At 42.1% G+C, this 19,574-nt stretch carries 31 protein-coding genes; 4 read left to right on the top strand and 27 right to left on the bottom strand.

What is annotated here, in order from left to right:
* Nucleotides 1–195: 195 nt before the first annotated feature.
* From murC to M72_RS15340, 4 genes are all read left to right on the top strand, one after another.
* The gene (murC, locus tag M72_RS15355) at nt 196–1,575 is read left to right on the top strand and encodes a UDP-N-acetylmuramate--L-alanine ligase (protein WP_022046295.1); all 1,380 of its coding nucleotides are present in this window, start codon (nt 196–198) and stop codon (nt 1,573–1,575) included.
* 247 nt (nt 1,576–1,822) lie between these two features.
* The gene (locus tag M72_RS15350; RefSeq protein ID WP_055068833.1) at nt 1,823–2,944 is read left to right on the top strand and encodes a DnaD domain protein; all 1,122 of its coding nucleotides are present in this window, start codon (nt 1,823–1,825) and stop codon (nt 2,942–2,944) included.
* Between the two features lie 41 nt (nt 2,945–2,985).
* Nucleotides 2,986–3,981 (top strand): ATP-binding protein, encoded by a 996-nt coding sequence (locus M72_RS15345; protein WP_055068832.1) that lies wholly within the window; start codon nt 2,986–2,988, stop codon nt 3,979–3,981.
* Nucleotides 3,982–4,049: 68 nt separating this feature from the next.
* Nucleotides 4,050–5,231, top strand: a complete 1,182-nt coding sequence (locus M72_RS15340; protein WP_022046292.1) for a ribose-phosphate pyrophosphokinase — start codon at nt 4,050–4,052, stop codon at nt 5,229–5,231.
* Between the two features lie 93 nt (nt 5,232–5,324).
* Here M72_RS15340 and M72_RS15335 read toward each other — a convergent pair whose 3' ends face one another.
* The 27 genes from M72_RS15335 to rpsC all read right to left on the bottom strand — a co-directional run bounded on the left by M72_RS15335 (nt 5,325) and on the right by rpsC (nt 19,571).
* Nucleotides 5,325–5,939 (bottom strand): HD domain-containing protein, encoded by a 615-nt coding sequence (locus M72_RS15335; protein ID WP_022046291.1) that lies wholly within the window; start codon nt 5,937–5,939, stop codon nt 5,325–5,327.
* Between the two features lie 109 nt (nt 5,940–6,048).
* Entirely contained in the window at nt 6,049–6,498 is a 450-nt protein-coding gene (mscL, locus tag M72_RS15330) for a large conductance mechanosensitive channel protein MscL (protein ID WP_055068831.1), read from the bottom strand.
* A 15-nt stretch (nt 6,499–6,513) separates the two neighbouring features.
* On the bottom strand, nt 6,514–6,771 hold the full coding sequence (locus M72_RS15325; RefSeq protein ID WP_055068830.1) for a heavy-metal-associated domain-containing protein: 258 nt from the start codon (nt 6,769–6,771) through the stop codon (nt 6,514–6,516).
* Between the two features lie 340 nt (nt 6,772–7,111).
* Nucleotides 7,112–7,636, bottom strand: a complete 525-nt coding sequence (locus tag M72_RS15320) for a bL17 family ribosomal protein (RefSeq protein ID WP_055068829.1) — start codon at nt 7,634–7,636, stop codon at nt 7,112–7,114.
* Nucleotides 7,637–7,788: 152 nt separating this feature from the next.
* On the bottom strand, nt 7,789–8,748 hold the full coding sequence (locus M72_RS15315; protein WP_022046376.1) for a DNA-directed RNA polymerase subunit alpha: 960 nt from the start codon (nt 8,746–8,748) through the stop codon (nt 7,789–7,791).
* 42 nt (nt 8,749–8,790) lie between these two features.
* Nucleotides 8,791–9,384: a 30S ribosomal protein S4 gene (rpsD, locus tag M72_RS15310; RefSeq protein WP_022046377.1), complete on the bottom strand. Its 594-nt coding sequence runs from the start codon at nt 9,382–9,384 to the stop codon at nt 8,791–8,793.
* A gap of 19 nt (nt 9,385–9,403) precedes the next feature.
* A complete protein-coding gene (gene rpsK / locus M72_RS15305) occupies nt 9,404–9,799 on the bottom strand; it encodes a 30S ribosomal protein S11 (RefSeq protein WP_022046378.1) in 396 nt (131 codons plus the stop codon).
* 31 nt (nt 9,800–9,830) lie between these two features.
* Nucleotides 9,831–10,199 (bottom strand): 30S ribosomal protein S13, encoded by a 369-nt coding sequence (gene rpsM, locus M72_RS15300; protein WP_022046379.1) that lies wholly within the window; start codon nt 10,197–10,199, stop codon nt 9,831–9,833.
* Between the two features lie 337 nt (nt 10,200–10,536).
* Nucleotides 10,537–10,650: a 50S ribosomal protein L36 gene (rpmJ, locus tag M72_RS15295; RefSeq protein ID WP_003022746.1), complete on the bottom strand. Its 114-nt coding sequence runs from the start codon at nt 10,648–10,650 to the stop codon at nt 10,537–10,539.
* Between the two features lie 121 nt (nt 10,651–10,771).
* Nucleotides 10,772–10,990, bottom strand: a complete 219-nt coding sequence (infA, locus tag M72_RS15290; RefSeq protein ID WP_012741348.1) for a translation initiation factor IF-1 — start codon at nt 10,988–10,990, stop codon at nt 10,772–10,774.
* A 44-nt stretch (nt 10,991–11,034) separates the two neighbouring features.
* Nucleotides 11,035–11,829: a type I methionyl aminopeptidase gene (map, locus tag M72_RS15285; protein WP_055068828.1), complete on the bottom strand. Its 795-nt coding sequence runs from the start codon at nt 11,827–11,829 to the stop codon at nt 11,035–11,037.
* 1 nt (nt 11,830) lies between these two features.
* On the bottom strand, nt 11,831–12,475 hold the full coding sequence (locus tag M72_RS15280) for an adenylate kinase (protein ID WP_022046381.1): 645 nt from the start codon (nt 12,473–12,475) through the stop codon (nt 11,831–11,833).
* A gap of 110 nt (nt 12,476–12,585) precedes the next feature.
* Nucleotides 12,586–13,902 (bottom strand): preprotein translocase subunit SecY, encoded by a 1,317-nt coding sequence (gene secY, locus M72_RS15275; RefSeq protein ID WP_022046382.1) that lies wholly within the window; start codon nt 13,900–13,902, stop codon nt 12,586–12,588.
* Nucleotides 13,902–14,342: a 50S ribosomal protein L15 gene (rplO, locus tag M72_RS15270; protein ID WP_022046383.1), complete on the bottom strand. Its 441-nt coding sequence runs from the start codon at nt 14,340–14,342 to the stop codon at nt 13,902–13,904. The genes secY and rplO overlap by 1 nt, the downstream gene beginning before the upstream one ends.
* Before the next feature lie 22 nt (nt 14,343–14,364).
* Nucleotides 14,365–14,547: a 50S ribosomal protein L30 gene (gene rpmD, locus M72_RS15265; protein ID WP_022046384.1), complete on the bottom strand. Its 183-nt coding sequence runs from the start codon at nt 14,545–14,547 to the stop codon at nt 14,365–14,367.
* 17 nt (nt 14,548–14,564) lie between these two features.
* Entirely contained in the window at nt 14,565–15,074 is a 510-nt protein-coding gene (gene rpsE, locus M72_RS15260; RefSeq protein ID WP_022046385.1) for a 30S ribosomal protein S5, read from the bottom strand.
* Nucleotides 15,075–15,086: 12 nt separating this feature from the next.
* Nucleotides 15,087–15,455, bottom strand: a complete 369-nt coding sequence (gene rplR / locus M72_RS15255) for a 50S ribosomal protein L18 (protein ID WP_022046386.1) — start codon at nt 15,453–15,455, stop codon at nt 15,087–15,089.
* A gap of 19 nt (nt 15,456–15,474) precedes the next feature.
* Entirely contained in the window at nt 15,475–16,014 is a 540-nt protein-coding gene (gene rplF / locus M72_RS15250) for a 50S ribosomal protein L6 (RefSeq protein ID WP_055068827.1), read from the bottom strand.
* Between the two features lie 51 nt (nt 16,015–16,065).
* Nucleotides 16,066–16,467, bottom strand: a complete 402-nt coding sequence (rpsH, locus tag M72_RS15245) for a 30S ribosomal protein S8 (protein WP_055068855.1) — start codon at nt 16,465–16,467, stop codon at nt 16,066–16,068.
* A gap of 46 nt (nt 16,468–16,513) precedes the next feature.
* Nucleotides 16,514–16,699 carry a type Z 30S ribosomal protein S14 gene (locus M72_RS15240; RefSeq protein ID WP_022046388.1) on the bottom strand — a complete coding sequence of 62 codons (186 nt, stop codon included), beginning with the start codon at nt 16,697–16,699 and terminating at the stop codon, nt 16,514–16,516.
* Nucleotides 16,700–16,716: 17 nt separating this feature from the next.
* Nucleotides 16,717–17,256, bottom strand: a complete 540-nt coding sequence (gene rplE / locus M72_RS15235) for a 50S ribosomal protein L5 (RefSeq protein ID WP_022046389.1) — start codon at nt 17,254–17,256, stop codon at nt 16,717–16,719.
* 22 nt (nt 17,257–17,278) lie between these two features.
* Complete coding sequence (gene rplX, locus M72_RS15230) at nt 17,279–17,590, bottom strand: 50S ribosomal protein L24 (protein ID WP_022046390.1); 312 nt, start codon at nt 17,588–17,590, stop codon at nt 17,279–17,281.
* 11 nt (nt 17,591–17,601) lie between these two features.
* A complete protein-coding gene (rplN, locus tag M72_RS15225; RefSeq protein WP_014080983.1) occupies nt 17,602–17,970 on the bottom strand; it encodes a 50S ribosomal protein L14 in 369 nt (122 codons plus the stop codon).
* A gap of 18 nt (nt 17,971–17,988) precedes the next feature.
* Nucleotides 17,989–18,246 carry a 30S ribosomal protein S17 gene (gene rpsQ / locus M72_RS15220; protein ID WP_022046399.1) on the bottom strand — a complete coding sequence of 86 codons (258 nt, stop codon included), beginning with the start codon at nt 18,244–18,246 and terminating at the stop codon, nt 17,989–17,991.
* A gap of 29 nt (nt 18,247–18,275) precedes the next feature.
* Complete coding sequence (gene rpmC / locus M72_RS15215; RefSeq protein WP_022046400.1) at nt 18,276–18,485, bottom strand: 50S ribosomal protein L29; 210 nt, start codon at nt 18,483–18,485, stop codon at nt 18,276–18,278.
* On the bottom strand, nt 18,475–18,912 hold the full coding sequence (gene rplP / locus M72_RS15210) for a 50S ribosomal protein L16 (RefSeq protein WP_022046401.1): 438 nt from the start codon (nt 18,910–18,912) through the stop codon (nt 18,475–18,477). The genes rpmC and rplP overlap by 11 nt, the downstream gene beginning before the upstream one ends.
* A gap of 2 nt (nt 18,913–18,914) precedes the next feature.
* On the bottom strand, nt 18,915–19,571 hold the full coding sequence (gene rpsC, locus M72_RS15205; RefSeq protein ID WP_055068826.1) for a 30S ribosomal protein S3: 657 nt from the start codon (nt 19,569–19,571) through the stop codon (nt 18,915–18,917).
* Between the last annotated feature and the right edge of the window lie 3 nt (nt 19,572–19,574).

The raw sequence follows: 19,574 nt of genomic DNA, 5'->3' as shown, positions 1-19,574 counted from the left end.
TGTTCTAAATATTATGTTTGTTTCTTACTATTACTGTAGTATATCATATTATCCTTTTATGTACAACAGTTTATACAAAAATGCTGAGTTTTTTTGTTGTTTTTTGGCAAAATGCACAATATATTTTCGGGTGCGCCTTTGGTTATAGAGTGGTATAATAGAAAAAAACTTTATTAAAATAGGTAGGTAATCCTGATGTATAAATTAAAATTTAATGACCCCATTCATATTCACTTTATCGGAATTGGCGGAATCAGCATGAGCGGACTCGCTGAAATTCTTCTGGAAAAAGGCTTTACGATTTCCGGGTCCGATGCAAAAGAATCCGATCTTACCCGCATGCTCGCATCCAAAGGTGCTCAGATTTTTTATAGACAAAGTGCCGAAAATATCATTCCCGGCATTGATCTGGTTGTCTACACAGCCGCAATCCATCCGGATAATCCGGAATTTGCAGAGGCCAGATCCCAGGGACTGCCAATGCTCTCCCGTGCAGAACTGCTTGGACAGATCATGGACAACTACAACAATTCCGTTGCCGTTGCCGGAACCCACGGCAAAACAACCACAACTTCCATGATCAGTGAGATTCTTCTTGCTGCGAAATCCGATCCGACCATCACTGTTGGCGGAATTCTTCCCTCTATCGGAGGAAACCTGCGTGTCGGTCATTCCGGAATCTTTGTTTCGGAGGCCTGTGAATACACCAACAGTTTCCTGAATTTCCGTCCAAAATACAGCATCATCTTAAATGTAGAAGCAGAACATCTGGACTTTTTCAAGGATATCAACGACATCCGTCGTTCTTTCCGTAAATTTGCCGGCAATACACTGGCAGACGGAGCAACCATTATCAATGGAGAAATTGCAGACCATCAGGAACTGACCGACGGACTTCCACAGCAGATCATCACCTACGGTTTTGATGATTCCTGTGAATATTATGCAGATAATCTGACATATGATGACAAAGCCTGTCCTTCTTTTACCGCCATGCACAACAAAGAGGCCATCTGTGAAATCAAACTTGCCGTTCCCGGACGACACAATGCCGGAAATGCCATGGCCGCCATCGCCCTTGCCTGTACCATGGGAATCAGCACAGATGCCATCATCAGAGGTCTGGACGCTTTCCACGGTGCCAACCGCCGTTTCCAGTACAAAGGAACCGTAGACGGTGTCACCATCATTGACGATTATGCACATCATCCGACAGAGATCCGTGCGACACTGACCGCCGCGCAGAAATATCCGCATAAGCGTCTGGTGCTGGTATTCCAGCCACACACCTACTCCCGCACCAAAGCTTTTCTGGATGATTTTGCCGAAGTACTTTCCATGGCAGATGTCATTGTTCTGGCAGACATCTTTGCTGCCCGCGAACAGAATACCTTCGGTGTAAGCTCGAAAGATATTCTGGAGCGCCTGACAGCCAAAGGAAAAGACGCGCACTATTTTCCTTCTTTTGAAGAGATCGAAAAGTTTTTATTAAAAAATTGTATGAACGGAGATCTGTTGATAACCATGGGAGCCGGAAATGTCGTAGAAATCGGCGAATCCCTCCTTGGAAAATAACTTATCCACATTATCCACATAGAAACGTTGATTCTTTCTTCGTTCTGTGTGGATTTTTTGTCTATATTTATCCACTCCTTTCCGTTTTGAATTTGTACGTTTGGGTGGACTTATCCACTTTATCCACAATGTTGTTCACAATCAGTATCCCCCTGATTACCAGGGATTTACGGGTGTTTTTCTTCTTCCATTTGGAAAATGATTGTGCTATAATCACAAATGCATAATAAGAAAGGTACTATGACATATGATAAACATTCAGCTGCACAATGATTGTCCAGCCACGGACACAATCGTTCCCAACCAGTTTATTGACCGCTTTATGCCGTCAGCAAACGGGGAATTTGTTAAGGTATATTTATATTTATTACGGTGCATCCATTCTCATGCATCAAATTGTACAATTTCTGAAATTGCTGACAAATTTAACAATACAGAAATGGACATTCAGCGTGCACTGCGTTACTGGCAGAAAGAAGGACTCCTCTCTCTGGAGGAAACCGCCGACGGTAAATTGTGCGGAATCGGTCTTCTTCCGTTTCCGGAAGATTCCACAGACACGGAAGAGGCATCTTCCTCTCCTGCCCCGTCTGCTGTTTCTTTGGAAGAAACACCAGCATCCGCTGCAGGGGAAAACGTTTCTGGCTCCCAGCCTGTGAATCAGCCGCAGGAACCGCAGATCCGCCATTATACGCTGGATGAAATCGCAGAATTTCAGAAAAATCCGGATATTCAGGAAATGCTTTTTGTCGTGGAAACCTATATCCGGCATCCATTCAGTGAGAATGATATCAACACGATCTTATTCTGGCATGAAGATCTTCACTTTTCTGCCGAACTGATCGTCTATCTGGTGGAATATTGCGTCAGCAAAGGACATACAAATCTTCGTTATCTGAATAAAGTGGCACTGGCATGGCATGAGAAAAAAATTACTTCTGTGGAACAGGCCAAAAGTGAAGCCGCCGTCCGCAGCAAAGCGTACTACGCCGTCATGAAAGCTTTCGGCATCACAGGAAGAAACCTTATCGATTCCGAAACAGCCATGATCCGCAAATGGACCAAAGAATACGCTTTTGATCTGTCATTGATCCAGGAAGCCTGTGCCCGCACCATTTCCAGTACCGGTCAGTCAAGTTTCAGTTATGCCGATTCTATTCTGACCAGCTGGTATAACGACAAGGTACATTCTCTGGAAGATGTCAAACGCCTCGACGCCACCCATCAGCAAAAGAAAAAGGAGAGAGCCGCAGTGAAAGCAAATGCAGCCGCTTCTCCGAAGAAAAACAATTTTAATAACTTTGAATCCCGTGAAAATGACTATAAGAGTCTGGAAGCCATGCTTTTAAACTCTCCGATCCGGTCATAATCACTCCCATATCATCTGTTGAGCAATAAAAGGAGAATCAAATGCCGCTTTCCAATGCACAGTATGATGAGATCATGCATGAATACGATGAGCGCCAACTGCATAACCGTCATATTCTCGAAACACGGCGTGCGGAGGTTTTAAAAAAGCTTCCCCGTCTGAAGGAAATTGATGCAAGTGTTGCATCTTCTTCCGTCCGTCAGGCGCGTCTGCATCTTGATGGAGACACCCATGCACTGGCCTCCTTAAAGCAGGAACTGAGTGCCCTGTCTCTGGAACGGCAGCAGCTCCTTACTGCAAGCGGGTATCCGGCAGACTATCTGGACCCGGTTTATACCTGTCCGGATTGCAAAGACAGCGGGTATATCGACGGGAAAAAATGCCACTGTTTTAAACAGGCAATTATCAATACCGTCTATGCCCAGTCCAACATTCGCCAAATACTCCGTATTGAAAATTTTGACAATTTCCGCTACGATTTTTATTCGAAAGAGGAAAAAAATCCGCTGACAGGACTTTCTTCTTATGAAACCGCACAAAAAGCGGTGCGGGAATGTCATTATTTTATTGACGATTTTGATCACAAGCCAAAAAATCTGCTGTTTTACGGAAAAACCGGTGTCGGAAAAACTTTTCTGACAAACTGTGTTGCCAAAGAACTTCTTGACCACGGATATTCCGTAATTTACTTTACAGCATTTCAATTATTTGATATATTAAGCAAAGGTGTGTTTGAAAAAGATTCCGATGCAATTGCCACACACCAGAATATTTTCGACTGCGATTTGTTAGTCATCGACGACCTGGGAACAGAACTGATTAACTCTTTTACCTCTTCCCAGCTGTTTTTGTGTGTGAATGAACGGCTGATCCGGCAAAAATCCACCATTATTTCTACCAACCTGAGTGTGGAACGGATCAAGGAGTCCTATTCTGAACGAACATTTTCACGTATTTTAGATTCCTATACTTTTATCAATCTGTTCACAGAAGAAGATATCCGCAAACAGAAACGCACACGTATCATTTCCAGATAATACCCCATAGTTATGGGTCTATTATATGCATATATGTTTATCAATTAATTTAAACCTGGAGGAAAATCATGCCAAACGACGAAAGAATTTTGGAAACCATGCCAACCGGTACTCTCGGACTGATTCCGACTGCAAGCTGTATGGAATTAGGAAAAAAAGTAGACAGCTATCTGTCCACCTGGAGAGAGCATCGCGAACACGAGCATCACAACGATATTGCTTTCAAGGAATATCACAAAGAAAGCTACATCATCGAGCCTCATATTCCACGATTTGGTTCCGGAGAAGCGAAATGTGTTATCAATCAGTCTGTCCGGGGCTATGACCTCTATATCATGGTAGATGTTACGAACTACAGCATGACCTATTCACTCTGCGGACATACCAATCATATGTCTCCAGATGATCACTTTGCGGATTTAAAGCGTGTCATTGCTGCAGTCGGCGGAAAAGCCCGCCGTATCACTGTCATTCTTCCATTCCTGTACGAAAGCCGTCAGCACAGAAGAACTGCCCGTGAATCTCTTGACTGCCCATTAGCACTGCAGGAGCTTTACAATATGGGAATCGACAACATCATCACATTTGATGCTCACGATCCTCGTGTTATGAATGCTATTCCTCTGAATGGCTTTGAGAATGTAATGCCTTCCTATCAGTTCATCAAAGGTATCTTAAAGAACGTAAAGGATCTGACCATTGATGCCGAGCATCTGATGATCATCAGCCCGGACGAAGGTGCCACCAACCGTGCAATTTACCTTGCAAACGTACTTGGCATTGATATGGGTATGTTTTACAAGAGACGTGACTTCAGCCGTGTCGTAGACGGACGTAACCCGATCGTTGCCCATGAATTCTTAGGCTCCAACGTCGAAGGCAAAGATGTACTGATCATTGATGATATGATTTCCTCCGGCGAAAGCATGATTGACACTGCACGTGAATTAAAGAAGCGTAAAGCAAACCGTATTTTCGTTGTTTCTACGTTCGGATTATTCACAAACGGACTTGCTTCTTTCGATAAAGCATACGAAGAAGGCCTGATTTACCGTGTAGTAACCACAAACCTGATTTATCAGACTCCGGAGCTTCTCTCCCGTGAGTACTATATCAGCTGCGATATGAGTAAATATATTGCATATATCATTGATACTTTAAATCATGATTCTTCTATCAGCGATCTGTTGAATCCATACGATCGTATCAAGAATTATGTAAAGAAGTACAACGATGCAAAAAATGCGTAATTATTTCATGACAATCTCATAAAAAACGCAGACGAAAAGCGTGTGAAAATTTTCTGGTTTTCACACGCTTTTGTTCTGCATTGCAGCCCTGAACTATTTCTTTTCATCCTCGATGATATGCCCGTTGTCAAGATTCGGCTGTATAAACATTTCCCTTGCATATTCCATTAAAGTTTCAGAATATTCTGCTGTATGCTCGTTACGCTTCATAATCTGTGCCAGATGCACCCCGTGTTCTACCCACGCTTTGCCGTCTGTAGCGGCGTTTAACATCATAGGCTGTAGATTATCCATCACACGCGCGAACTTTGCTTCTGGCGTCTTCTGCGCCTCAAATTCAAGCCACAGATCATACAGCATCTTTCCCTGTTCTTCCGGAAGAAGACCATAAATCCGGTCGGCCGCTTTTTTCTCCCGGTCAGCCTGTGTCTTCTTTCCCTCCTCATCATAAGCATAAGTATCTCCGGCATCAATCTCCACCAGATCATGGATTAAAAGCATGCCGATTGTATGAAGCACATCAATCGGTTCATTCGCATACTCACTGAGCAGCATGGTCATGATCGCCATATGCCAGGCATGCTCCGCATCATTTTCCTTTCGTCTGCCATCCGATAAATAGGTTTGTCTCCCAATAAATTTTTCCCTGTCAATTTCCCGGATAAAAGCAAACTGCTGGTCTAAGCGCTTTTTTGTGTTTTCGTCCATATTGTTTTCCTCTTTTCTATTTCTAATTTCATGCTCGCCTGATTTTGAAAAAGAAGTGACCTCCATGATGGCTCTGTCACTCCCTTCCAATAGTGTTATTATTTTGTTTTTATTCCTGTTCATCCAATACGGATGTACAGTGCGGACATCTGGTTGCCCTGATATCAATTTCCGAATAACAGAATGGACATTTTTTTGTTGCCGGTTCCGGCTTTTCTTCCTCCATACCTGCTAACATGCTCAGTTTTTCTGTGATCCGGTTGATAACTTTCAACATAATAAAAATCACAAGTGCCGTGATCAGAAAATTGATTACTGCAGTAATAAAATTGCCATAATGCAAAACCGGTGCATTTTCTCCTGTTCCAAGCGTAACCGTAAGGTAAGAAAAGTCCGTGCCTCCGAAAATTCCCAGGATCGGAGTCAGGATATCTGCATTCAGAGATGTCACAATGGACGTAAATGCGCCGCCGACAATAACACCGACCGCCATATCCATCACATTTCCACGCAGAATAAACTTCTTGAACTCTCCAAAGAATTTGCTTTGCCTTTTCATTGGTAAAAAACCTCCTTATTTTTTCCCGAAGCGGAACAGTCCTTTCTTTTCGTATGGCTCATTGGAACTGCCGGTCATCTCATAACCAATTTCATGGATTACTTTCTTTGCCCACGGAATATCAATCGGCTCTTCGCTGATGATAACCGTCTCCCCATCCCGTGCGGAAGATGTCACTTTCTTTATTTTAAAATTTTGGCGGATCACATCATTCATGTGGGATTCACACATTCCACACATCATGCCGTCAATTTTTAAGGTTGTTTTGATCATTGTGTCTGCTCCTTTTGTATTATCTGAAAGATTTTTATTTTTGCACTTATGTTATACCCCTATAGGGTATTTGTCAAATATTCTCTGGTTGTAACTCTGAGACCGTTTTATGTGTCCAAAAAACTTGACAGAAAATATTTATGATGATCGTATATTGATTTTGGAGAAATTGATGCTCTTTTAAATTAGTTCCTTAACAGAACGGAAACCTTATCCTCTCTCCAAATCACATATTTCATAAATTTAAAAAATCCGCATCGGCAAAACCGGCGCGAATTCTCACTTTTAAGTATAAAAACCCCCATCTGCCTTCACAGATGAGGGTTCTCATTGACAAATTTTAAACTAACTCAAGTAATACTTCCAGAGCGCCGTCACCTTTACGCTGACCAATCTTTACGATTCTTGTGTAACCACCGTTACGGTCTGCATACTTTGGTGCGATCTCATCAAATAACTTAGCAACAAGGTCAACTTCCTTTGCGCCCTTCTTGGTTCCGTCATTTGTCTTTACTGTGTAAAGAACTTTAAGCATTTCTCTTCTTGCATGAAGACGGGAAGGCTGATCCTTCTTAATCTTCTTCTCTACTTCGTCATAAACAGTAACTTTCTTACCATCAACAACTTCTTTTACTCTCTTGCCATCTGCATCTTTACGAGCAACCTTAGCAGTAACAGTAACTTCGTCAAAGTTGTCTTTCTCACGAACAGCAGCAGCGATCAGGCCTTCTGCAACCTTACGGATTTCCTTAGCCTTTGCTTCTGTTGTTACGATCTTGCCATTAGCGATCAGAGCAGTAACCTGACCTCTGATTAAAGCCTTTCTCTGGCTGGATGTTCTGCTTAACTTACGATACTTTGCCATTTTAATTTTCCTCCATTTGTGGGGTATCCTGCCATACTCTTTGGATTTACCGGCAGAACCCATTCTTAATTCTGTGGCATTTCAAACCACAAGCCATAAATGTTCTATGACGTTGTCACACTCATCGGGATTACTGACACCGCCAGTTTTTATTATTCTTCACCCTGATTTAACTGTAAACCTAACTCTTTGAGTTTTGCAAGTACTTCTTCAAGAGACTTGCGGCCAAGGTTACGAACCTTCATCATATCTTCCGGAGTACGGTTGATAAGCTCTGCAACGGTATTGATACCAGCTCTCTTCAGACAGTTGTAAGAACGAACCGATAATTCCAGTTCATCGATATTCATCTCAAGAACCTTCTCCTGTGTATCGTTCTCTTTCTCAACCATGATCTCTGCCTGCTGTGCAGCATCTGACAGATCAATGAAGAGATTTAAGTGCTCACTCAATACTTTTGCAGCAAGGCTGACTGCCTCATCTGGCTCTAAAGTTCCATTGGTATATACATCCAATGTAAGCTTATCATAATCAGTAACCTGACCTACACGAGTATTCTCAATCGTTACATTTACACGATCTACCGGTGTATAGATAGAATCGATTGCGATCACACCAATTGGTGTATCCTCTGTCTTATTCTTATCTGCGCTGACATATCCTCTGCCCTTTGTAATGGTAAGTTCCATATAGAGCTTGCAGTCTGCACCACCGTTTAAATGTGCGATCTCCAATTCAGGATTCATGATTTCGATATCCGAATCGACCTGGATATCTGCAGCTGTAACAACGCCTTCCCCTTCGAATTCAATGTAAGCAACTTTTGGTTCATTTGTAGAACTGTTATTGCGGATAGCGAGGTTCTTGATGTTCATAATAATTTCAGTAACATCTTCCTTAACGCCCGGGATTGAACTGAATTCATGGAGAACTCCGTCAATCTTCACCTGGCTTACAGCAGCTCCCGGTAAAGAAGAAAGCATAATTCTTCTTAAAGAGTTGCCAAGTGTAGTACCATATCCTCTTTCCAAAGGCTCTACAACAAATTTGCCATATGTCTTGTCTTCTGAAATTTCAGCGATCTCAATTTTTGGTTTTTCAAAATCGAACACTACAAAGTCCCTCCTTCTCGGGTTTACGATGCGTTAAACTAATTACTTAGAATATAACTCGACGATAAGCATCTCGTTTACTGGAACGTCGATCTGCTCACGGGATGGTAACTCTTTTACAGTTCCCTGCAGCTTCTCTGCGTCGATATCTAACCATTCTGGAACGATTCTTCCACCAGCAACCTCAACGATGTCTTTCATACGCTGAATGTTCTTCTTGCTTTCCTTAATCTCAACAACATCGCCAGCCTTAACCAGGTAAGAAGGAATGTTTACAACCTTACCGTTTACGGTTACGAACTTGTGGTCAACGATCTGTCTTGCTTCCTTACGGGTTCTTGCGAATCCAAGACGGAATACTACGTTGTCAAGTCTTGATTCAAGGATTGTCATCAGGTTTGGACCTGTTAATCCTCTCATCTTATCTGCTCTCTTATAGTAATTACGGAAAGGCTTCTCTAATACACCATAGATGAATTTAGCCTTCTGCTTTTCTCTTAACTGAAGTCCGTACTCAGATACCTTACGGTTTCCTCTCTGAAGATTTCTCTTTGACTTCTTATCATATCCTAAATAACTTGGCTCTAAACCAAGGGATCTACATCTTTTCAGTACAGGTACTTTATTCACTGCCATCTTAATCGATACCTCCTAATTAAACTCTTCTACGCTTTGGTGGACGGCATCCGTTATGTGGTACTGGAGTAACATCCTTGATGGAAACTACTTCAAGACCGCATGCGGAAAGGGCACGGATAGCAGCCTCACGTCCTGAGCCTGGTCCCTTAACCATAACATCAACTGTCTTCAAACCATGAATTAAAGCTGCCTTTGTAGCAGTTTCTGCTGCCATCTGTGCAGCATATGGAGTAGATTTCTTTGAACCTCTAAATCCAAGACCACCAGCACTAGCCCATGATAAAGCGTTACCTTCAGTATCAGTAATTGTCACAATTGTGTTATTGAAAGATGCCTGAATGTGTGCCTGTCCGCGTTCAACGTTTTTCTTTACGCGCTTTTTTGTTGTTTTCTTTGCAACGTTCTTAGCCATATCTAAACTAACCTACTTTCTCTGATTAAACTTATTTCTTCTTATTTGCTACAGTTCTCTTAGGACCTTTTCTTGTTCTTGCGTTTGTCTTAGTCTTCTGACCACGAACTGGCAGTCCTTTTCTGTGACGGATTCCACGATAGCATCCGATCTCCTGAAGTCTCTTAATATTAAGAGCGATCTCTCTTCTTAAATCACCTTCTACAGTCTGTGTCTCATCGATGACTGCACTGATTCTCTTAACCTCATCGTCAGTAAGATCTCTAACACGTGTGCTAGGATCTACGTTTGCTGCTTCAAGGATACGGTCAGCACTTGCTCTACCGATTCCGTAGATGTAAGTCAGACCGATTTCTACACGTTTTTCTCTTGGTAAATCTACACCTGCAATACGAGCCATGTGTGTTTACACCTCCATAAAATTTTTAAGATTATTTAGTAGTCATAAATACACCTGCAACCGCGTATTTTCCCGAACCCTATCCGTATACAGCTACGGTTGCACGTCCTGAAATGTGTGCATACAAATAGGATTTCCATATTCGCATATTTGTCCCATGCCACTCGGTATTATAGCAAAAAAGACCAGACTATGCCTCTGTTTATTATGAACAGCGCAAATTCACTGCGCTGCAGCCGCACATAATGATTTCATCGCAAATGCGATGCTGCTTTCGCCAGTCTGTTATAAACTGACCATAGCGCACAAATAACAGGGTTCTTCTGTCAAGAAGTAATTAACCCTGTCTCTGTTTGTGCTTCGGATTCTCACAGATAATTCTGATGCTTCCTTTTCTCTTGATGACTTTGCATTTCTCGCAAATAGGCTTAACTGATGATCTTACCTTCACAGCAAATCCTCCTTTCTCTATAAAAGCCCTGTTTCTGCAGTTTTCCGCATTTTTCAGGTACTTTCCAAAAAGTGTCCGAATAATATTATACACAGACACCTTGTGGAAGTCAACATATTTTTTATTTATCTCTCCAGATGATTCTTCCCTTTGTCAGGTCATATGGGGACATTTCAATTGTTACTTTATCTCCCGGCAGGATACGGATAAAATTCATACGAAGTTTTCCGCTGATCGTTGCCAGAATCTGGTGACCATTCTCAAGTTCTACTTTGAAAAAAGCGTTTGGCAGTTTTTCTACTACTACGCCTTCCACTTCAATAACATCTGCTTTTGACATAACTTTCTTTCCTCCTGTATCGACTCTTTTCCATTTTCCTGTTGTTAAAAGAGATTTAAAAATCCGGCTTTCTTTTCCTCTTCTGTCAGAGAAAGGATCTCCGGTTTTCCATCTGTAATAAGTATCGTATTCTCATAGTGAGCGGATAATGACTTATCTTCCGTGACAACGGTCCACTCATCATCCATCCAGAGTACATCTTTGGTTCCCACATTAATCATCGGCTCCACGGCAAGTGTCATCCCCGGTTTCAGCTTAATTCCTCTGCGAAACCGTGACTGTCTGAAATTCGGGATCTCCGGTTCTTCATGAAGATGGCTTCCAACTCCATGTCCACAAAGATCCTCGACCACTCCATATCCAAACTGATTTGCATAGTCACCAATTGCTGCGGAAATATCATAAAGATGATTTCCAGCCACTGCTTTTTTCATTCCTTCGATAAAGGACTGTCTGGTCCGTTCGATCAGAAGCTTTGCCTCCTCACTCACTTCTCCGACTGCAACGGTTCTCGCCGCATCTGAATGATAGCCTTCATAAATAACTCCTGCATCCAGACTGACAATATCTCCTTCTTTGATGATCCTCTCGTCTGTCGGAATCCCATGCACCACTTCTTCGTTTACCGAAACACAAATGGACGCCGGATATCCGCAATAATTTTTAAATGAAGGAATACATCCATATCCGCGGATCATCTCTTCCCCCAACCGGTCAATGTCCAAAGTAGACATCCCAGGTTTGATTTCTCTTGCAAGATTCTGATGCACGGCAGCGAGGATTTCCCCCGCGCGGCGCATTTTTTCAATCTCTTCAGCAGATTTGATCGTTACTTTCATCTTATTCACCTAAGATTGCAACAATATCGGTAAACACTTCATCCATTGGCTTGGTTCCGTCAACGGATTTCAGGATTCCCTGTGCCTTGTAATAATCGATCAGTGGCTGTGTCTGTTCATGATATACAGACAGACGCTTCTGTACAGTTTCCGGCTTGTCATCATCCCGAAGTACGGTTTCCGCTCCACAGGCATCACACTTGCCTTCCACCTTTGTCGGATTAAATACGATATGATATGTTGCCCCGCAATTTAAGCAGGCACGTCTTCCACCCATACGTTTTACAATATTCTCATCCGGAACATCAACATCAATTGCATAATCCATCGTCTGGCTGATTTTCTTTAATGCTGCATCTAAAGCTTCCGCCTGTGGAATTGTTCTTGGAAATCCGTCCAGAACAAATCCGTTTTTGCAGTCATCCTGCTGGATACGATCCATAACCAGATCACAGGTCAGTTCATCCGGCACAAGTGCACCCTGATCCATATATGTTTTTGCTTTTTTTCCTAACTCTGTACCATTTTTGATATTTGCACGGAAAATATCACCGGTGGAAATATGAGGAATCTGGTATTTTGCAGCAATCTGCTTTGCCTGTGTTCCTTTTCCTGCCCCCGGAGCCCCTAACATAATAATCTTCATATCATTTCTCCATTTCTGTTATTAAACACGATATATTTTTATATAGAAGAATTGCTCCCCGTATCATAAGGGAAATGGAGATACCGGAATCCAGTATCTCCAAAATATAATTAGTCGTTCAAAAATCCCTTGTAATAGCGAACTCTCATCTGTGACTCAACCTGCTTAATTGTCTCAATAACAACACCGACAATAATGATGATTGATGTACCACCGAAAGAAACATCTGCCTTAAATACACCGTTGAAGAAAATTGGAATAAATGCAACGATGGACAGACCAACTGCTCCGATGAATACAATGTAGTTGAGTATCTGATTTAAATAATCACTGGTAGGCTTTCCAGGACGGATACCCGGAATAAAACCACCGGCTTTCTTCATATTGTTTGCAATCTCCAAAGGATTGAATGTAATCTGTGTATAGAAATATGCAAACGCGATAATTAACAGAATATAAACCACAAGTCCGATACTGTAGATCGGCTCTTCCGGATTGCACCAGTTAGACTGGGACATTCCCTTTAAGATCTTGCTTCCGATACCTGTTCCATTACCTTTTCCAAGAATCGCTGCGATAATCACTGGTGTCTGTAACAGTGACTGTGCAAAGATGACAGGGATTACACCGCCGGTATTGACCTTAAGCGGAATGTGTGTGGACTGACCACCCACCTGTTTTCTTCCCTGCAGTTTCTTGGAATACTGAACTGGGATTCTACGCTCTGCATCCTGAAGTACTACTACGAATACTACCATTGCAACGATGATTGCAATAATGATCAGGCCTGCCACGATTCCCTTTGGAATGGATTTGTTCGCAATGAACTGACTCCAAAGAGTTCCCATATCTTCCGGCATACGTGAAATGATGTTGATAACCAATACAATGGAAATACCATTTCCGATACCTTTCTCTGTGATGCGCTCACCAATCCACATAAGAACTGCAGATCCTGCCGTAAGTCCTGTAATAACCTCAATAACGGCTAAAGGTCCCTGGCCGGTGAGATATCCACCACGGTAAAAACCGATTGTCATTGCTATAGACTGAATCAATGCAAGAACGATGGTCACATAACGGGTAAGTGCAACCATCTTCTTTCTTCCCTCTTCTCCGTCACGCTGAATTTCTTCAAGCTTCGGAATCGCAATGGTAAGCAGCTGAATAATGATGGATGAAGTAATGTACGGTGTAATATTCAGTGCGAATACAGACATATTCAGGAAAGAACCACCTGTAATCGCATTGAAAAATCCAAGTCCGTCTGCAGACTGGCTTGCCCACCACTGTTTAAACACTTCCCCATCAACACCCGGAGCCGGAAGTTCACTTCCGATCCGGATGATGATCAGCATCAAAAAAGTAAAAAGAATTCGATCTCGAATGTCCTTTACTTTAAATGCATTACGCAGTGTCTTAAACATTAGATCACCTCAGCTTTTCCACCAAGAGCTTCAATCTTCTCCTTGGCACTAGCACTGAAAGCGTTAGCCTGGACTGTAAGCTTCTTAGTAAATTCTCCATTTCCAAGAATCTTTACGCCGTCTCTTGGGTTCTTAACGATACCTGCTTCGATCAGTGTATCTACTGATACTACAGTGTCATTATCGAATTTCTCAAGAGCTGAAAGATTAATTCCGATGATTTCCTTAGAGTTTCTGCACTTGAAACCTCTCTTTGGTAATCTTCTGTATAATGGCATCTGGCCACCTTCGAACCCTGGTCTTGGTGCTCCAGAACGAGCCTTCTGACCCTTATGGCCCTTACCAGCAGTCTTGCCATTTCCTGAACCGTGTCCACGACCTCTTCTGAAGTTATCGCTGTGTACGGAGCCTTCTGCTGCTTTTAAACTAGATAAATCCATTTTGGCACCTCCTTATTTTATTCTATGCTTCTTCTACGTTAACGTATGGTGCAACCTTGCGAAGCGCGCCCTGTGTAGCTGCGTTGTTTGGTAACTCTACAGTCTTGTGTAACTTAGTTAATCCAAGAGCTTCGATTGTCTTCTTGTTCTTCGGAACAGCACCGATTGTTGACTTAATAAGTGTAACTTTTACTTTATCTGCCATGACTTAGTCGCTCCTCCTTAACCTAAGATTTCTTCTACAGATTTACCGCGAAGTCTTGCAACTTCTTCCGGGCTTCTTAACTGAGAAAGTGCCTCGATAGTAGCAAGTACAACGTTCTGCTTATTATTTGATCCTAATGATTTTGTACGGATATTTGTGATACCTGCAAGCTCACATACGGAACGAGCCGGACCACCTGCGATGATACCAGTACCTTCAGGAGACTTCTTTAATAATACGGAAGCACCTGTGTATTTTCCTGTTACATCATGTGTAATAGAGTTATTCTCGTCTAATTTAACACTGATGAGGCTCTTAATTGCATCTTCTTTTCCTTTGCGGATTGCTTCAGGAATTTCAGCAGCCTTTCCAAGACCTGCACCAACATGACCATTCTTGTCACCAACAACAACGAGAGCTGTGAAGCGCATGTTACGTCCACCCTTAACGACCTTTGTTACACGCTTGATGTCAACAACCTGGTCAACTAATTCTAATTGACTCGCATCAATGATTTCACGTTTCATGTTTGTCTCCTCCTAAAACTCTAAACCAGCTTCTCTTGCTGCTTCAGCTAATGCCTTTACCTTGCCTGCGTAAATAAAACCGCCTCGATCGAAGACAACTGTGGTAATACCCTTATCTAATGCTTTCTTTGCAATAACAGTACCAAGTTTTGCTGCTGCATCAACGTTATTAGTCTTCTCAAGCTCTGCCTTTAAATCTTTATCCAGAGTTGAAGCAGAAACAAGTGTATTTCCAACTGTATCATCAATAATCTGAGCATACATATGGTTATTACTTCTGAATACAGCTAAACGAGGACGCTCTGCTGTACCTGCAAGATGATTACGCATTCTGCTATGCTTCTTTTCACGAACTTCTGTTCTTGACTTTTTACTAACCATTTCTTGTCCACTCCTTTAATTATTTCTTACCAGTCTTACCAACTTTACGTCTAATAACTTCATCAGCATACTTGATACCCTTGCCCTTATATGGCTCAGGTCTTCTCTTATCTCTGATTTCAGCTGCGTACTGGCCAACTTTTTCTTTGTCAATACCTTTAACGATAATCTTGTTATCTTCAACAACTGCCTCAAGTCCTTCCGGATCTTCCATCTCAACCGGATGAGAATATCCAAGGTGAAGTGTTAACTTCTTTCCAGACTTCTGTGCTCTATAACCTACACCGTTTACCTCAAGGATCTTGGTGTAACCATCAGTTACACCAACAACCATGTTGTTTATCAGTGTTCTTGTTAATCCGTGTAAGGATTTCATTTTCTTTAAATCGTTTGGTCTTGTAACTACGACTTCAGAGCCCTCAACCTTAATATCCATCTCTGATGGAAGAGTTCTCTCCAAAGTACCCTTTGGACCTTTTACAGTCACATGATTATTTTCTGCGATCTCAACTGTTACTCCAGCTGGAATTGCGATTGGCATTCTTCCTATACGTGACATGCCCGTACCTCCTGTATTTATTGGATGTTAATAGTTTCTATCTGGTTTTGACTACCATACAAATGCTAATACTTCGCCACCAACCTGAAGCTTTCTTGCTTCCTTGTCGGTAACGATTCCCTGGTTCGTAGAAAGGATTGCGATTCCTAATCCACCAAGTACACTCGGGATTTCATCCTTGCCAGCGTATACACGTAAACCTGGCTTGGAAATTCTCTTAATTCCTGTAATGATCTTCTCATTCTTATCAGCGCCATACTTCAATGTGACACGGATTGTCTTGAAGTTACCATCCTCGATGATGTCATACTTCTCGATGAAACCTTCATCAACAAGGATGCCAGCGATAGCAACTTTGATCTTAGAAGCTGGAATATCTACTGTATCATGTTTTGCAGTATTTGCATTACGGATTCTTGTAAGCATATCTGCAATTGGATCACTTGTCATCATCATGACATTTTTCCTCCTTTTGGACTACAACTTTTCTCTTAAAGGTTTACCAGGATGCCTTCTTAACGCCTGGAATCTGACCTTTATATGCTAACTCACGGAAACATACTCTACAGATTCCGTATTTTCTTAAAACTGAATGTGGACGTCCACAAATTCTGCAACGTGTATATTCTCTGGTAGAGAATTTTGGTTTACGCTGCTGTTTAATTTTCATACTTGTCTTAGCCATTAAAAATTCCCTCCTGATTATTTAGCAAATGGCATGTTGAACAGAGTTAATAACTCACGTGCCTCTTCATCTGTCTTTGCAGTTGTAACGAAGATGATATCCATACCACGAACCTTATCTACCTTATCGTACTCGATCTCTGGGAAGATAATCTGCTCTTTGATACCAAGTGCGTAGTTTCCACGACCATCAAATGCGTTCGGATTAACGCCACGGAAGTCACGTACACGAGGTAATGCTAAGTTGATCAGACGATCAGCGAACTCATACATCTTCTCGCCACGTAAGGTAACCTTACATCCGATTGGCATGTTCTCTCTGATCTTGAAGTTTGCGATCGCATTCTTAGCCTTTGTTGTAACAGCCTTCTGACCGGTAATAGCCTCCATGTCCTTTACAGCTGCCTCAAGAAGCTTTGCGTTCTCCTTAGCCTCACCAACACCCATGTTAACTACGATCTTGTCAAGCTTTGGAACCTCCATTGTATTCTTGTATCCGAACTTTTTGATCATTGCGTCTTTGATCTCATTTTCGTACTGCTCTTTAAGTCTACTCAATGTTTTGTCCTCCTCTCTTCAATTAATCGATAACATCGCCTGTTGATTTCGCATAACGTACTTTCTTGTCTCCGTCCATCTTGAAACCTACACGGGTAGCTTTTCCTTTGTGAAGGAACATTACGTTAGATGCATCAATAGGTCCTTCCTGATGAAGGATTCCGCCCTGCTGGTTTGCCATGCTTGGCTTTGCATGCTTGGTAACCATGTTAACGCCTTCAACGAGGAGTGTGTTGTCTTTTTTATTTACGGCAATAACCTTGCCCTCTTTGTCTTTATCTCTGCCAGCGATAACTTTTACCATATCGCCTTTTTTGATCTTCATACTTGCCATCTTCGTTCCTCCTATAATACTTCTGGAGCCAGAGAAACAATTTTCATGAACTGTTTCTCACGAAGCTCACGAGCTACTGGTCCAAAGATACGAGTTCCTCTCGGAGTTTTGTCGTCCTTGATAATAACTGCTGCGTTCTCATCAAACTTAATATAGGAACCATCTTTACGACGGGCACCCTTTACTGAACGAACAACTACGGCTTTTACAACATCGCCCTTTTTAACAACACCGCCTGGTGTTGCATCTTTAACAGTAGCAACGATCACATCGCCGATGTTCGCATATCTTCTGGTAGATCCACCCATTACGCGGATAACAAGTAACTCTTTTGCGCCAGTATTGTCCGCAACTTTGAGTCTGCTTTCCTGCTGTACCATGCTTGTAGCCTCCTTTTATTATTTTGCTCTTTCCATGATTTCTACAAGTCTCCATCTCTTATCTTTAGATAATGGTCTTGTTTCCATAACTCTGACGGTATCGCCGATCTTAGCATCGTTGTTCTCGTCATGAGCCTTTAACTTATAAGTCTTTTTAACGATCTTGTTGTACAGTGGATGTCTCTCGTTGTTCTTTACAGCTACAACGATTGTCTTATCCATCTTATCGCTTACAACAACACCTACACGTGTTTTTCTAAGATTTCTTTCTTCCACGACCGAAGTCTCCTTTCTGAGAATTGGATTTATTCAGCAACGCTAGCTTTCTCGGTGATAACAGTCTGAATTCTAGCAATATTCTTGCGAACTTCTTTAATTCTGGCTGTATTATCTAACTGATTGGTTGCATTCTGGAATCTCAAATTGAAAAGTTCCTTTTTTGCATCAACTAACTGTGACTGTAAATCTGCAACAGTAAGTGACTTTAATTCTTCTAAATATGCACTAGTTTTCATTTGACTCACCGCCTTCTAAATCTGCACGTGAAACTACTTTACATTTGCAAGGTAATTTATGTGTAGCAAGACGTAAAGCTTCTTTCGCTACGTCTTCCGGAACACCGGAGATTTCAAATAATACTCTACCTGGTTTAACTACAGCTACCCAATACTCAAGGGCACCCTTTCCTTTACCCATTCGAACACCCATAGGCTTATGAGTTACAGGCTTCTCTGGGAAGATCTTGATCCAGACTTTACCACCACGCTTGATATATCTTGTCATAGCAACACGGGCTGCCTCGATCTGATTTGCCTTAATCCAGCAAGGCTCTAATGATACGATACCATACTCACCGTATGTGATCTTGTTTCCTCTGGTTGCTTTACCAGCCATGGAACCACGGAACTGTTTACGATGTTTTACTCTCTTTGGCATTAACATAATTACTGAGCTCCTCCTTCCTTATTAGCCTTTGTAGGAAGCACTTCGCCACGGTAGATCCAAACCTTAACGCCTACTTTACCGTAAGTGGTATCTGCCTCTGCGAATCCATAATCGATATCTGCACGAAGTGTCTGAAGCGGAATCGTTCCTTCAGAGTAGAACTCTGTACGGGCCATATCAGCTCCACCAAGACGTCCTGAGCAGGAAGTCTTAATTCCCTTTGCACCGGTCTTCATTGCACGACCCATGCAGGACTTCATTGCTCTACGGAAAGAAACACGGTTCTCAAGCTGTAAAGCGATGTTCTCAGCTACTAACTGAGCGTCACGATCTGGTCTCTTTACTTCTTTGATATCTACAACTAACTTCTTATCTGTAAGTTTCTGAACTTCTGCCTTGATCTTTTCGATCTCAGCGCCGCCCTTACCAATTACAACACCTGGCTTAGCTGTGTAAATGATAACCTTCACACGATCTGATGCTCTTTCGATCTCAATCTTAGAAACACCAGCTGCGTATAATTTTTTCTTCAGAAATGTTCTGATATTGTAATCTTCTACTAAGTAATCAGCGAAATCTCCATCTGCATACCATTTAGAATCCCAATCTTTGATAACGCCGACTCTTAATCCATGAGGATTAACCTTCTGTCCCATGAT

This window comes from Roseburia faecis, from assembly GCF_001406815.1.
GTDB lineage: Bacteria > Bacillota > Clostridia > Lachnospirales > Lachnospiraceae > Roseburia > Roseburia faecis.
The sequence above is the reverse complement of the archived record's forward strand: the minus strand, read 5'-3'. Positions and strand labels throughout refer to the sequence as shown.

Coding starts and splice junctions, on each gene's coding strand:
- murC (WP_022046295.1), top strand. CDS start 196: ATGTATAAATTAAAATTTAATGACCCCATTCATATTCACTTTATCGGA.
- M72_RS15350 (WP_055068833.1), top strand. CDS start 1,823: ATGATAAACATTCAGCTGCACAATGATTGTCCAGCCACGGACACAATC.
- M72_RS15345 (WP_055068832.1), top strand. CDS start 2,986: ATGCCGCTTTCCAATGCACAGTATGATGAGATCATGCATGAATACGAT.
- M72_RS15340 (WP_022046292.1), top strand. CDS start 4,050: ATGCCAAACGACGAAAGAATTTTGGAAACCATGCCAACCGGTACTCTC.
- M72_RS15335 (WP_022046291.1), bottom strand. CDS start 5,939: ATGGACGAAAACACAAAAAAGCGCTTAGACCAGCAGTTTGCTTTTATC.
- mscL (WP_055068831.1), bottom strand. CDS start 6,498: ATGAAAAGGCAAAGCAAATTCTTTGGAGAGTTCAAGAAGTTTATTCTG.
- M72_RS15325 (WP_055068830.1), bottom strand. CDS start 6,771: ATGATCAAAACAACCTTAAAAATTGACGGCATGATGTGTGGAATGTGT.
- M72_RS15320 (WP_055068829.1), bottom strand. CDS start 7,636: ATGGCAAAGTATCGTAAGTTAAGCAGAACATCCAGCCAGAGAAAGGCT.
- rpsD (WP_022046377.1), bottom strand. CDS start 9,384: ATGGCAGTGAATAAAGTACCTGTACTGAAAAGATGTAGATCCCTTGGT.
- rpsK (WP_022046378.1), bottom strand. CDS start 9,799: ATGGCTAAGAACGTTGCAAAGAAAACAACAAAAAAGCGCGTAAAGAAA.
- rpsM (WP_022046379.1), bottom strand. CDS start 10,199: ATGGCTCGTATTGCAGGTGTAGATTTACCAAGAGAAAAACGTGTAGAA.
- infA (WP_012741348.1), bottom strand. CDS start 10,990: ATGTCAAAAGCAGATGTTATTGAAGTGGAAGGCGTAGTAGTAGAAAAA.
- map (WP_055068828.1), bottom strand. CDS start 11,829: ATGAAAGTAACGATCAAATCTGCTGAAGAGATTGAAAAAATGCGCCGC.
- M72_RS15280 (WP_022046381.1), bottom strand. CDS start 12,475: ATGAAGATTATTATGTTAGGGGCTCCGGGGGCAGGAAAAGGAACACAG.
- secY (WP_022046382.1), bottom strand. CDS start 13,902: ATGTTTAAGACACTGCGTAATGCATTTAAAGTAAAGGACATTCGAGAT.
- rplO (WP_022046383.1), bottom strand. CDS start 14,342: ATGGATTTATCTAGTTTAAAAGCAGCAGAAGGCTCCGTACACAGCGAT.
- rpmD (WP_022046384.1), bottom strand. CDS start 14,547: ATGGCAGATAAAGTAAAAGTTACACTTATTAAGTCAACAATCGGTGCT.
- rpsE (WP_022046385.1), bottom strand. CDS start 15,074: ATGAAACGTGAAATCATTGATGCGAGTCAATTAGAATTAGTTGACCAG.
- rplR (WP_022046386.1), bottom strand. CDS start 15,455: ATGGTTAGTAAAAAGTCAAGAACAGAAGTTCGTGAAAAGAAGCATAGC.
- rplF (WP_055068827.1), bottom strand. CDS start 16,014: ATGTCACGTATAGGAAGAATGCCAATCGCAATTCCAGCTGGAGTAACA.
- rpsH (WP_055068855.1), bottom strand. CDS start 16,467: ATGATGACAAGTGATCCAATTGCAGATATGCTTACAAGAATCCGTAAT.
- M72_RS15240 (WP_022046388.1), bottom strand. CDS start 16,699: ATGGCTAAGACAAGTATGAAAATTAAACAGCAGCGTAAACCAAAATTC.
- rplX (WP_022046390.1), bottom strand. CDS start 17,590: ATGGCAAGTATGAAGATCAAAAAAGGCGATATGGTAAAAGTTATCGCT.
- rplN (WP_014080983.1), bottom strand. CDS start 17,970: ATGGTACAGCAGGAAAGCAGACTCAAAGTTGCGGACAATACTGGCGCA.
- rpmC (WP_022046400.1), bottom strand. CDS start 18,485: ATGAAAACTAGTGCATATTTAGAAGAATTAAAGTCACTTACTGTTGCA.
- rplP (WP_022046401.1), bottom strand. CDS start 18,912: ATGTTAATGCCAAAGAGAGTAAAACATCGTAAACAGTTCCGTGGTTCC.
- rpsC (WP_055068826.1), bottom strand. CDS start 19,571: ATGGGACAGAAGGTTAATCCTCATGGATTAAGAGTCGGCGTTATCAAA.